The organism is Rhodoferax sp. GW821-FHT02C08, from assembly GCF_059421805.1.
Genome location: NZ_JBWKVR010000001.1, coordinates 452,881 through 465,437 on the forward strand (window position 1 = coordinate 452,881; position 12,557 = coordinate 465,437).

Annotated in this window: 9 protein-coding genes; all 9 read left to right on the forward strand. The window is 49.9% G+C overall.

Going from position 1 to position 12,557, the window contains the following annotated elements; translation table 11 throughout:
* The first annotated feature begins 1 nt into the window (after position 1).
* The 9 genes from AC07VY_RS02045 to AC07VY_RS02085 all read left to right on the forward strand — a co-directional run bounded on the left by AC07VY_RS02045 (position 2) and on the right by AC07VY_RS02085 (position 12,526).
* Positions 2-610, forward strand: coding sequence for a histidine phosphatase family protein (locus tag AC07VY_RS02045; protein WP_495099407.1), 609 nt, complete (start codon positions 2-4; stop codon positions 608-610).
* Positions 607-1,572, forward strand: a complete 966-nt coding sequence (locus tag AC07VY_RS02050; protein ID WP_495099406.1) for a glycosyltransferase family protein — start codon at positions 607-609, stop codon at positions 1,570-1,572. The genes AC07VY_RS02045 and AC07VY_RS02050 overlap by 4 nt, the downstream gene beginning before the upstream one ends.
* Positions 1,573-1,574: 2 nt before the next feature.
* A complete protein-coding gene (locus AC07VY_RS02055) occupies positions 1,575-2,738 on the forward strand; it encodes a glycosyltransferase (RefSeq protein ID WP_495099405.1) in 1,164 nt (387 codons plus the stop codon).
* Between the two features lie 37 nt (positions 2,739-2,775).
* Positions 2,776-4,494 carry a glycosyltransferase gene (locus AC07VY_RS02060; RefSeq protein WP_495099404.1) on the forward strand — a complete coding sequence of 573 codons (1,719 nt, stop codon included), beginning with the start codon at positions 2,776-2,778 and terminating at the stop codon, positions 4,492-4,494.
* Between the two features lie 45 nt (positions 4,495-4,539).
* On the forward strand, positions 4,540-7,089 hold the full coding sequence (locus tag AC07VY_RS02065; RefSeq protein ID WP_495099403.1) for a glycosyltransferase family 4 protein: 2,550 nt from the start codon (positions 4,540-4,542) through the stop codon (positions 7,087-7,089).
* On the forward strand, positions 7,086-9,251 hold the full coding sequence (locus tag AC07VY_RS02070) for an ArnT family glycosyltransferase (RefSeq protein WP_495099402.1): 2,166 nt from the start codon (positions 7,086-7,088) through the stop codon (positions 9,249-9,251). Before AC07VY_RS02065 ends, AC07VY_RS02070 begins: the two co-directional genes overlap by 4 nt.
* A gap of 3 nt (positions 9,252-9,254) precedes the next feature.
* Entirely contained in the window at positions 9,255-10,196 is a 942-nt protein-coding gene (locus AC07VY_RS02075; protein WP_495099401.1) for a glycosyltransferase family 2 protein, read from the forward strand.
* A 432-nt stretch (positions 10,197-10,628) separates the two neighbouring features.
* On the forward strand, positions 10,629-11,660 hold the full coding sequence (gene gmd / locus AC07VY_RS02080; protein WP_495099400.1) for a GDP-mannose 4,6-dehydratase: 1,032 nt from the start codon (positions 10,629-10,631) through the stop codon (positions 11,658-11,660).
* Complete coding sequence (locus AC07VY_RS02085; RefSeq protein ID WP_495099399.1) at positions 11,657-12,526, forward strand: NAD-dependent epimerase/dehydratase family protein; 870 nt, start codon at positions 11,657-11,659, stop codon at positions 12,524-12,526. Before gmd ends, AC07VY_RS02085 begins: the two co-directional genes overlap by 4 nt.
* Positions 12,527-12,557: the final 31 nt, after the last annotated feature.

Genomic DNA, 12,557 nt, shown 5'->3' on the forward strand with positions numbered 1-12,557 from the left:
CATGAATATTTATCTGCTACGGCACGGCATTAGTGTCTCAAACGAAAAGCGCATTGTTTGTGGAGCGTCTGACTACCCACTCTCCACACGTGGCCTGGTGCAGGCGATATCTATCTGCGCTGAGCTCGATAAGCTGACCTTCTCGCGCATCTATTGTTCACCCCTGCAGCGCGCCCAGCAGACCATTGCGCACCTGAAGCAACAGATCTCCGTCACGACGGTTCCCGCGCTGGTCGAGTTGGACACTGGTGATGTGAGCCATATCACGGTGGCTGAGTTGTATGCGCACTCTCCACGCTACCAATACCAAGGCCTGAGCCCAGACCTTAAATATCCCGGCGGTGAATGCCTCAACGAAATGATGGCCCGCGTTACGGGGTGGTTCGACCAGGAAAAAAAGAATTGGGCCGAGGACGAGGACATACTTATCGCCGGGCATGAAGGCACTGTGTGCTCCATTCTGCATCACCTGCTTGAACTTGATATAAGCAACTATCCCACGTTTGCCATTGGCAATTGTGACTATGTTTATATCAATGTGACAGTTGACGGGCAGACACGATATCGCTTCGTCAACTTCGACGATCCGACTTTGAAGGCTATGCAATGAAACGTATCCTGCTGACTACTTCCCCCGGCGCCTACCTCTATCACGGCGGTGGAGAGCGGGAGATTTTTTTGTTGCGCGACGCCTTAAATAAGGTTGGCCTGATTGCGGACCTATACGGCCCTGATTCACGTCCTGTTTCCGAATACGATACGGTGATTCACTTTTCTTTAGCGGCTGGTACTGAGCAGCTGCTGGACCAGCTGGCGGGAGACGAACGTCAGATGATTCTGTGGCCAAACCTATGGTTTGTAGAGGAACCGTCAAAAGACACAGTGGCGCACTTGCAAAAGTTGGTGAACCGATTTGATGTGATCGTGTTCAAGTCCAACGCTGAATGCGTGCACTTTCGGAAGTATTTCGCTATCGAGGATAAAAAAATCATCTTCGTATTGCCGGGTGTGTCGAATGAGTTTGTGACCGCCAAGCGGACCACGCTCTTCACAGATGTCTATGGTGCAAAGGACTACATTTTTTGGCCCGGGATCATCGAACCACAGAAAAATCAGCTGAAAGCAATTCAGGCGCTCTCCGACTTGGATATCCCGCTGGTTGTCTCGGGTTGCGTCAGAGATCAGGCTTATTTCCGGCTTTGTCGTGAAAGTGCAGGTGCCAACACCCTCTTTGTTCCGGAAATGCCTTTTGGCTCGGAGATATATATATCGGCACTAACAGGCTGTAAAGTGTTTTTGGAGTTGCCTCTAGATTTTCCAGGTGTTTCAGCGATGGAAGCATTTCAAGCAAATTGCGAATTGATTCTTTCAGATTGCGATTGGTCAAAAGAATTTTTCGATGGTAAGGCCACCCTAGTAGATCCTGGATCAGAAGAAAATATACGTCAAGCTGTACTGTTGCAGTTGGAAAGAAAGTTTGTAGTAGCGTCGAGAGAGAAATCAAATGAGTTCCTTCTTCCTCGTGCTTTTTCTAATCTCTACGACTATCTGCTTTTTGAGACTCGTGCCTAATAATGCCAAAAATTTTCTATGATGTCACGGAGATTTCTCGTCTGAATAGAAAGACGGGAATTCAGCGCGTCACTTGGGAAATATTCCAGGCATTAGAGGCCTTAACGTCGCTTGGGCCTTGGGAAATCGAACCCGTGATCGGTAGCGCCAGTTCAAAACACTTCTACAAAGCCGATATCGATACAAAGGCAGAAAACTTCGTGGCTACCACCGATGTGGTCGCTATCTATCCTTCATCTGCTGATATATTTCTGGGTGTTGATCTTCATTACCAAATAGAACCAGCACTTGTGTCGGTATTGGATGGTTATCGAGGCGACGGCTGTTCTATATTTTTCGTTGTTTATGATCTTCTTCCGATAACGCATCCAACCCTATTTCCTGCTAATGAAAAATGGTTTGCTAACGAAGACTTTGTAGCCCAGTTCACATATTGGTTGTCTGCTGCGGCCTCTCTATCAAGTGCATTGATCTCTATTTCAATGACTACTCAGTCATATCTCGAAACCTGGCTTGATGGGCAGTCTATTTCCAGGAGTAGACGTCCACGCTTGGATCACTTTCGCTTGGGATCTAGTCAATTGCAGCGCCTCGAAGAACCGCCTACGGCACGGCTTTGCGGTGTCTTTGACTCGCGAACGACGTTCCTCATTGTGGGTACGCTCGAGCCTAGGAAAGGCCACATGTTGGCGCTCGATGCTTTTGACCTACTTTGGAGTGAGGGTAATGAGCAAAAACTTGTGATTATTGGAAGGCCCGGCTGGAAATCTGAAGCACTTCTGCGGCGTATCGACACTCACCCTCACTTCGGCACCAATCTGGTTTACATAAACGCGGCTACAGATGAAGAGCTTGCTTATAGTTATTCTCACGCAAGTGCACTTTTGTCCATTTCCGAAGCTGAGGGCTTTGGATTGCCGAACATTGAGGCAGCGTCATATGGTCTACCAATACTGGCACGTGACATTGACGTGTTCAGGGAAGTATGTGGTGATGGGGCCTACTATTTGCCAAAGGATTTACACCCAGGTATCCTCGCCCAGCACGTGCAAACTTGGATTGAGCTCGCTGCAGCAGGTAATGCGCCATCCCCTTCTCAAGTAAAAATGGTTTCATGGCAAACCAGTGCGTTAGAGTTACTCAATGCGATTGATGTCAAGATTTGATTCAGGTCTGCGGCATGTCGGTCTTTAGCCATAATAAATGAACGTTCTCTTTAATACTTATCCCACGGCATTTCATACGCCTGGTGGAGGAGAAGTCCAATTGATGCAGTACAGGAAGTACCTGTCTGCTGAATCGGTTGGTGTCACGCTATTTGACCCGTGGAATCCCGGCTTCCTGAGGTTTGACCTAGTCCATTTTTTTTCCAGCATGGGTGGGTCGGTGCATTTTTGCGCGTTTGTTAAAAACCTCGGTTTGCCATTGCTGGTCTCGCCCAATTTATGGATTACGGAAGAGAACAAAGGCAACTATCCTGTTGAAGAGATCCGCACCCAGTTTGTCTTGGCCGATCGGGTGATCTGTAATTCTGATATGGAATGTGCACTGCTGGCGCAGGTCTTCAATATTCCGCGTGAGAAATTTTCTACCGTTTACAACGGCGTTAATGAGGCATTTTTTGAGCCATCGGATCCGGCACTGTTTCGCAGTACTTTCGATTTCGATGGCCCGTTTGTGCTGAATGTCGCCAATCTCGAGCCGCGTAAGAACCAAATTAACCTAGTGCGGGCAATGAAGGCATTTCCCCATCTCCAATTGGTGTTAATCGGGTACCAACGCGATCCGGATTACGCCAAAGCCTGCATATCCGAAGGCGGTGAGCAAGTACGCTACATCGGCTCGCTGCCACATGACTCGCCCCTCCTCAAGTCGGCCTATGCTGCTTGCGAACTGTTTGCGTTGCCTAGCACCCTAGAGACTCCCGGACTTGCCGCGTTGGAAGCTTCGGCATGCGGTGCGAAAGTAGTCATCACTGGCGAAGGGTGTGCACGCGAATATTTCGGCAAAGGTGCTGAATATGTCAGGCATGACGATGTACACGATATTGTGCGCGGAATTGCCCAAATGCTGTCGCAGCCTCACAGCCTTCTCTCCACCCTCGTCACGCGTGCCAACTTCACCTGGCGTCAGGCTGCGCGCACTCTGGCAGGGCTATATGCCGACGTCAGTGGTGACGCGGCGGAACTGTCGAGAGCTAGCGGATTTTATGAGGTCGATCACGACGGACACCGGCTGTTCGCATGGTCACTACCTGAATTCAGTTTCGTGTCGGCGTCCGGTGTTTTGAGCTTTCTTTGGCGCGCAGTTAGTCAGACATCTGTCGATATCTTCATGGATGGCGTGATAGTGCAAAAAGATCTGAAAGTCGCTGTGGAGTGGTCACGATTTGCCTTGGAAATTCCGCACTGCTCAACGTCGACCAGAGATTTGTTATTCAAGGTCAGGATGCCTGACGCGATTACTATTGCCGGCGTTAGTAAGTATTCTGGCGTGGCCGTTGCCGAAGTGAGTCTGGACTCGCTTCAGGCGTTGCAAGAAGGTCTTGCATTTGCTGCGTCTGACGCCCCTTTCGTCAAGAACCTTACCAACTTCTACCCCACTGATACCACGCCGTTCAGGCGCCAGGCCTGGGCCAGAAGCGATGCGGCCTTCGATTGCGAACCTGGCACTTTGAGTTTCTGGTGGCACTCTCTTGCCGGAGCCAATGTAGATATCTTCATTGATGATATTGCCGTCCAGCGGCAGGTCCATGTTTCATCCAATTGGGTATTGAATACTGTACTTATTCCAGATAACGGCCGCACTTATCGGCGTGTTCGGTTAGCCGTTGATGCCGAGCAATTAAAGGTGGATGGAGACTCCCGTGAACTTGCGGTTCTGCTTGGCGCGTTCTCTCTGGAAAAATCAACGCCTCACTAATGGCGCTCGTGGCCAAGAGCCCCTGCATGTCTTTGGGAATAGTAAATGCATATTGTTATTGATCTTCACGCTGTTCAGGGCGAAAGTGGTTTCAGAGGTATTGGCCGGTACGCGCTGTCGCTGGCGCGCGCGATGGCCATCGAGGCTAAGGCACGCAAACATCGCGTAACCTTGGTGCTCAGCGACATGTTTCCCGAATCGGTCCCAGTCTTGAGGGAAACGTTCGCTGGTATCGTGGATCAAGAAAGAATATCCATATTCGCCACTGCGGGGCAAACCGCAGAAATGGTGCCGGAGAACATCTGGCGTGCGCGCGCTTCGGAGATTCTTCGTGAACAACATATCGCAGCTCTGCAACCCGATGTTCTGCATGTGGCGAGTCTGTTCGAAGGGTGGCTGGACAATGTGGTGACCTCGGTGCACGCCAATGCCTCGTTGAAAATGCCCACAGCCGTAACACTGTATGACTTGATTCCCTATGTCATGCCGGAACTCTATCTTCAGGATGCCGGTTACCGGGCTTATTACCTGCATAAGTTGGAGTCGCTCAAGCGGAGTGAGTTGCTGCTAGCCATTTCTGAGTCTTCTCGGGAAGAGGCCATTCGGCATCTGCACATGGACCCTGCACGCATAGTCAATGTCTCTGCAGCCGTTGACAGCAGCTTTCAGCCTCAAAATCTTTCACCCGAAATGGCGGCGACGCTCTTGTCAAGGTACGGTATTGCTCGCACTTTCTTCTTTTATGTTCCTGGCGGTTTCGATCCCCGCAAGAATTTCGACCGATTGCTCGAGGCGTTCGCTGCGCTACCTCTACGACTTCGCATGCAGCATCAGTTGGTAATCGGTAGTAAGGCACCGGATGTCATTCGTGATCATCTAGTCGCTAAAGCCGAATCTTTGGGACTTAAAGCCGATGAGCTTGTTCTCACCGGCTATGTCGATGATGCAGATCTGCGGGGGCTCTACAGCCTGTGTAAGCTTTATGTGTTTCCCTCTCTTCACGAAGGCTTTGGGCTGCCAGCACTCGAGGCAATGGCATGCGGTGCGCCAGTCATTGCGTCCAAGGCGACCAGTCTGCCTGAAGTCATAGGTCGTGAAGATGCCTTGTTCGATCCGCAGTCGATCGAGGATATGTCTCGACTAATGCTCAGGGGAATGACGGATGAGGCGTTTAGGAGGTCGTTGATCGTGCATGCACTTAAGCAGGCAGCACTATTTTCATGGGATCGAAGTGCTCGGATTGCATTAGATGCGTTTGAGGACAAATTTGTCCCTCGTTTTGCTGTCGAAACGGCGTCGGCGATTCGCAGTGTCAAGCAGCGAAGCGCCCAGCTCGCCACGCGCTTGAACACGCTGAGACTGGCCGTTAGCCCCGCGCCATCCGATATGGCTCGTGTGCAGCACGCTTTGACCGTCAACCAACCGAGGTCGCAGCAAAAGCAGCTGCTGGTCGATATCTCCGAGTTGGTTAACCGCGACGCCAAGTCCGGTATCCAGCGGGTTGTACGCAGCATCCTCTTGCATTTACTGAGCAACCAACCAGAAGGCTACCGCGTCGAGCCGGTTTACTCGGAGACGGGTTTCAGCGGACTGCGCTATGCGCGCCAGTTCGCAGCCCGCTTCGTTGGGTCGATGCAAGAGGCTGGAGAGAATGCGCCTGTTACCTTCGCCAAAGGCGATGTTTACATTGGCCTAGATCTGACCGCTCATCTGTTTCCGGGTATCAATGCCACCTTGCTCCAAATGCGAAGTACGGGTGTGAAAATTCATTACGTCGTCTACGATTTGACCCCATTGAACAATCGCCAATGGCATTCGGAAGGCATGACCGTCGCTTTCACCGGTTGGATCGATGCATTGACGCAATATGCTGACAGTCTCGTTTGCATCTCCAAGGCCGTCGCAGATGAAGTCAAGGCCTGGCTGCTTCGTCACCCGCCTCAGGCGGCCCGGCGGTTGCCGGTCAGCTATTTTCATCTCGGCGCGGACATTCAAAGTAGCCAACCAACCAACGGGTTGCCGGAGAGCGCGGAAGTCACGCTTCGAATGCTGGCCGCTAACCCGTCATTTTTGATGGTGGGCACTGTGGAGCCTCGCAAAGGCTATGCACAAGCGCTCGATGCCTTCGAGCAGCTATGGAAGAGAGGCTTGTCTATCCATCTGGTGATCGTAGGTAAGGGTGGTTGGAATGTTGACGCACTCATTGACAAATTGCGTAGCCATCCAGAGAGGGATAACAGATTGCACTGGCTAGAGGGTATTAGCGACGAGTACCTACAAAAAATCTATACCGCCAGCACTGCACTAGTGGTGGCCTCACAGGCTGAGGGTTTTGGATTGCCACTTATCGAAGCGGCGCAGTACGGACTACCCATCATTGCGCGGGGACTACCGGTCTTCAGGGAAGTCGCTGGCAAGCATGCCTACTACTTCGATGGTGTCGGCGGGAGGACCCTCGCTAGCGCGATTACGGCGTGGCTTAAATTGAAGGAAAAAAATAATGCGCCATCCAGCGCAGGTATGAGGTGGCTGACCTGGGCGGAAAGTAGTGAGCAATTGCTGAAGAAAACGTTGCCTAAGCGCCGTCAGCCATGAACGCCTTAGTCCGACAAAAAGAAGGCCAATTCGCGATTTCAGTGCGCCGCATCACCACGGTCAGCGTACTCGCACTTCTGGCTGTAGCATTGCTAGCGTTTCTCACGGCGAGAAATGCTGGCATGTATCCGTCCGTCTTCGCAGATGAATGGTTGTATAACCTGTTTTCACGTCTTTACGACATCAAGTTCGCACAGCGTCCCTCCTACCTCTACTTTCGCGTCTACAGTCTGACCAACCAATGCGGCGATGGTTTTCTTGAGTGCGCGCGGCTGATCAATGCACTGTTTTTCGTAGCGACCATTCCGTTGATCTATAACTTGGCCCGTCAGTACCTTTCAAGTGCATTGGCACTGTGGGTAACTATATTGTCGGTTTTTTCGCCTGTTAACGCGTACTCGGCTTACTTCATGCCTGAGTCTATGTATTACTTCGGATTTTTTCTTTTTGCATGGATTACGCTGAAAGGTGTTCATAGGAAACCACTGGCCTCCATCATCCTCGCTGGCTGTACCTTGGGAGCCATGACTATGGTCAAGGTCCATGCAGTCTTTTTGTTACCCGGTCTTTGGGTTGTCGTATTTTTGCCACTGTTGTCCACGCCGAGCTATAAACTCGCGGCTAAGACTTGCGGGCTGATCATTGTTTCGATCATTGCTTTTCTAAGCTTTAGACTCTGCGTTGGCTATTTAGCTGCGGGAAAGGCAGGTTTTGACATTCTGGGTACCGACTACACCGCAACGGCGGTATCGGCCAGTGGGATGGAGCAATTTCGCCACCTCCTACCGTTGATTGTCTACAACCTTTGGGGGAATATTCTCGCAGTGGCGGTAATGTTCGCGTTGCCGTTAGCGCTTCTATTCAATATCGACCTCTTTGGCATTAGGGGCGACAACAGGCAACATTCCGAATTAAGGGCTCTCCAATTTTTCACCGTTACCCTGCTCATTCTGTTGATTCTGATAACCGCCGTTTTTTTTGCCCGGGTACAAGGTACAAGTCCTTATGAAAACATAGAACGTCTTTCTCTCCGGTATTACGACTTTCTCTTTCCCTTGCTTTTCATTGTTGTGGGTGCCGCAGCCCGCCAAATCGGAGATGTCGGTGACAAGTACAAATTTAAAGTTGTATGCATTGGCGGCACTTCGCTCATTTCGGCCTATGCTGTCGTAACCGGCCTGGGTGGTTATTTGCCAGGCATTGCAGATAGTCCAGAGTTGCGCGCCTTTACCTATAACCCTTACGTTTATTCGATATTGGGCTCGCTAGGCATCATCTGTGCCATCACGGCGTTATTTCGTCTTCGGACTGGCGTAGCGCTCTATATATGGTTTTTTTTGCCGCTGACCATGGTGTTATCAGGTCATTTCACCAACAAGGAAATGCGCTTGCGCTTGGTGCCCGATGCCTATGACCAAGCCGGGCAGTTTGTTCAGCGCTATCTGGGGTCGGACGTAGCTAAGCTCGTTATCGTGGCGCCGGAATTGAGCAGTATATTTAGGGCTCATTTTTATATGAGCAGTCAGCAAACCGAATTCATCAACCTACCCAACCACAGCCGCATTGATCCCGACTCACTACCTGTAAATAAGGAGTGGATGTTGATGATGGGGCCCTACGAAAATCCGTTTGATGTGAAGGAATTAATCCATATACCAGTAAAAGAGGTAGCGTTCAATTTGGCTAATTCCAACGTAATGGCATCTGAAAGAGGTATAGATGCCTACACTTTGGTGCGAGTCGCCTCAAACTTGACGCTGGATTTCCTCCACGGGCCTTTACCTGCTGGCTTGACGAGAGTTGACGGTCTGTCGGCTTCGGAGCCGATCGGTAGCTGGTCCACTGGCGATGAAATAGTGTTGACCTTTTCCAAGCCGCTACCGAAACGATTTGAAGTTGCAGTAGACGCCTTTGCATTCGGTCCAAATGTTGGGCAGCCGATCAAACTTAGCGTGGGGGGGCAGCAGTATCATATGGTCCTCTCTGGGCAACCTTCAATAGCTAAAATCGCTGTGGCATCGGATCGCAATGACGACAAGATAAGAATTGAAATCCCGCAGCCGATTTCGCCTAAAGACTTAAGCTTGAGCGCAGACACCAGAAGACTGGGCGTTGCGCTGAGACACATCACTATACGTGAGCCCATCCAAATTACTAAATAGTCTATGCCGCCGTCTATCGCCATTATTCTTCCTGCTTACAACGAGGAAGTGACAATTGAGAAAGTCATTCTCGAATTTCATGCCGCATTGCCTGAGGCTGCGATTCATGTTATCAATAACAACTCAAAAGACCGCACCGCAGATATTGCGCTAACCACGCTGAATAGAATAGGTTGTGTAGGTTCAGTTATCGACGAATACCGGCAAGGGAAAGGCTATGCAATGCGTCGGGCGTTCCAAGATATTGATGCTGAAGTATACGTTTTGGCTGATGCCGACCTGACCTATCCGGCGAACCGAGTCAGAGATCTTATGGCACCAATCATTACCGGTCATGCCGATATGGTTGTGGGCGATCGCCATTCCGGTGGACACTATTCTGAGCAGAATAAGCGCAGCCTTCATGGTTTTGGCAATGAACTTGTTAAAAAAATGATCAACATGTTCTTTCAGTCGTCGCTGAAGGACATCATGAGTGGCTACCGGGTTTTCAATCGAAAATTCGTGAAAAATTATCCCATTCTTGTAGCAGGATTTCAGGTTGAAACTGATTTGACTCTGCATGCATTAGATAAGCGATTTCGAATTGTAGAGTTGGAGGTTGAATATGTCGATCGACCGGAAGGGAGTTATTCGAAACTAAATACCATCGCCGATGGCGTGCAAGTCATTTTTACCATTTTTCATATTCTTCGTCATTATAAACCATTGCGGTTTTTTGGACTGATTTCACTCATTGTGTCATTTGCTGGACTGGTTTCGGCATTGCCAGTCTTTCAGGACTGGGTCATGTACCGGTATATTCACCACGTACCACTTGCCATTCTTGCGACTGCATTTGAAATTGTTGCTGTGATCACTCTGTCCATTGGGCTTATTCTCGATGGTATTAGCCATCAGGAAAAAATGAATTATGAGATGCGATTGCTTTCGTGGCGCTCTTAAAATTATGGCTAGCACTGAAATCCGCGGGGTTGGAAATACGGTTGTTCGCCTCCCTCTTTGGTGGTGCGACTAGTTCCCTTAATAGTTCTTGTGTTGTTACCTTTGTTGCGAGGTTTGACGGTCAATGATATTGGCTAGGTTGTCGAACTTTCTGCCAACTGCTATGGTGACGCGCATGCCTGATGTGAATATTGCGTTCAAGGATGAAGGTCGGCTCTGGCGGAAAATGGAGTACCTCAATGTGCTACTGCCTAAGTAGTGGTAATGATTATGGAATTTTGGGGGTATTTATATAATTTGGAATTTTTTAGGGTTGCAGTAATCGCCTATTATTTATTGGGGTGAGGGTTGCGATGGTTTTTAATTTTGTCGGTGTCATTTTTTTGTCGATATAATATATTAAATATATTAAATATAAATTACAGGATTTTCATGAAAGCACTCATCACCGGCATTTCCGGCCAAGACGGAGCCTATCTCGCCGAACTACTTCTGGGAAAAGGCTATACCGTTTATGGCACTTACCGCCGTACCAGTTCCGTAAATTTTTGGCGGATGGAAGATTTGGGCATTCAGAATCATCCCAATCTCCACTTGGTCGAGTTCGATTTGACCGATCCAGGCTGCATCATTAATTTGCTGCAGAAAGTTCAACCGGATGAGGTTTATAACCTTGCGGCTCAGAGCTTTGTGGGGGTGAGTTTTGACCAACCCGCAACCACAGCTCAGATCACCGGAGTGGGAGCGCTTAACCTTCTGGAGGGTATCCGCCTGGTTAATCCGAAGATCAAGTTTTACCAAGCAAGTACATCCGAAATGTTTGGTAAGGTGCAAGCTATTCCTCAAGTTGAGGAAACACCTTTTTGGCCTCGTAGTCCCTATGGTGTCGCTAAGCTGTATGCGCACTGGATCACCGTTAACTACCGTGAAAGCTACAATCTCTTTGCAACCAGTGGCATCTTGTTCAATCACGAAAGTCCGTTGCGTGGGCGAGAGTTTGTTACGCGCAAGATCACAGATGCTGTAGCAAAAATCAAGTTGGGTAAATTGGATTGCCTGGAGCTAGGCAACATCGATGCCAAACGCGACTGGGGGTTTGCCAAAGACTATGTGGAGGGTATGTGGCGCATGCTGCAGGTGGATGAGCCGGATACTTTTGTACTCGCTACGAACCGCACCGAAACCGTTCGCGACTTTGTGGAAATGGCTTTTAAGGGCGTAGGCACTATCGTTGAGTTTCGTGGTACTGCTGAGGCAGAAGTTGCAGTGGACGTAGCAACGGGCAAAACGGTAATGTGCGTTAACCCCAAATACTACCGCCCGGCGGAAGTGGAGTTGTTGATTGGCAATCCTGCCAAGGCTAAGTCCAAGCTCGGCTGGGAGCCCAAGACGACGTTGGAGCAGCTGTGTCAAATGATGGTTGCAGCGGACATGCGTCGGAATGAACAAGGGTTTTCGTTTTGAAAATTCTGCTGACCGGAGCCAGTGGTTTCACTGGTCTGCATTTTGCCAAGCTTGCCCAAAGCGCAGGACATGAGATCGTGGCGTGTGATGTCGATTTGACAGATATGTCCGCCGTGCAAAATGCCGTCTCGGATACGCGGCCTGATGCAGTTGTACATTTGGCTGGCATCAGTTTCGTAGGGCACGCGGACGATACAGCGTTTTATGCCGTAAATGTGGTTGGTACAACCAATTTACTCAGCGCCTTGGTCAAACTCCCCTACAAGCTGCGCTGTGTGTTGCTTGCTAGCAGTGCCAATGTGTATGGCAATTGCATCAACTCTCCTATTGTTGAAAGTCAATGGCCTTCTCCATTGAACCACTATGCGTCGAGCAAATTGGCCATGGAGCATATGGCGCTGACCTTCCAGGATCAGCTTCCTATTGTGATAAGCCGGCCGTTTAATTACACGGGTTCTGGGCAGCATATTAATTTTGTTATTCCGAAGCTGGTGGAGCACTTCGCACGGCGTGCGGACAGTGTCAGTCTGGGAAATTTGCAGATAGAGCGCGAGTTCAACGATGTGCAAATGGTTTGCAACGCTTACCTGGCACTGCTTCAATATGGACAGCCAGGGGAGATTTATAACGTATGTTCGGGCAAGCCCTATGCGTTGGTCGAGGTGGTAGAGGCGCTTTCCCGCATATCCGGACATACGCTTAAGGTAAAGGTTAACCCCGCTTTTGTGCGACTCAATGAGTTGCACCGTTTGTGCGGCAGCCCTGATAAGCTGTGGGCACTCTTGGCGCAGCACGGTGTTGAGTTAACTGTGCCAACCTTGGAAGATACGTTGCAAAGCATGTTGGTGGCGGCTCGTGTTGAGTAATCCTGATAGTTAACATGTTATCTCGGCCACC

What these genes read in the sequence shown, in the direction of transcription:
- AC07VY_RS02075 (WP_495099401.1), top strand. Translation starts at nt 9,255, where the DNA reads ATGCCGCCGTCTATCGCCATTATTCTTCCTGCTTACAACGAGGAAGTG.
- AC07VY_RS02050 (WP_495099406.1), top strand. Translation starts at nt 607, where the DNA reads ATGAAACGTATCCTGCTGACTACTTCCCCCGGCGCCTACCTCTATCAC.
- AC07VY_RS02045 (WP_495099407.1), top strand. Translation starts at nt 2, where the DNA reads ATGAATATTTATCTGCTACGGCACGGCATTAGTGTCTCAAACGAAAAG.
- gmd (WP_495099400.1), top strand. Translation starts at nt 10,629, where the DNA reads ATGAAAGCACTCATCACCGGCATTTCCGGCCAAGACGGAGCCTATCTC.
- AC07VY_RS02065 (WP_495099403.1), top strand. Translation starts at nt 4,540, where the DNA reads ATGCATATTGTTATTGATCTTCACGCTGTTCAGGGCGAAAGTGGTTTC.
- AC07VY_RS02060 (WP_495099404.1), top strand. Translation starts at nt 2,776, where the DNA reads ATGAACGTTCTCTTTAATACTTATCCCACGGCATTTCATACGCCTGGT.
- AC07VY_RS02070 (WP_495099402.1), top strand. Translation starts at nt 7,086, where the DNA reads ATGAACGCCTTAGTCCGACAAAAAGAAGGCCAATTCGCGATTTCAGTG.
- AC07VY_RS02055 (WP_495099405.1), top strand. Translation starts at nt 1,575, where the DNA reads ATGCCAAAAATTTTCTATGATGTCACGGAGATTTCTCGTCTGAATAGA.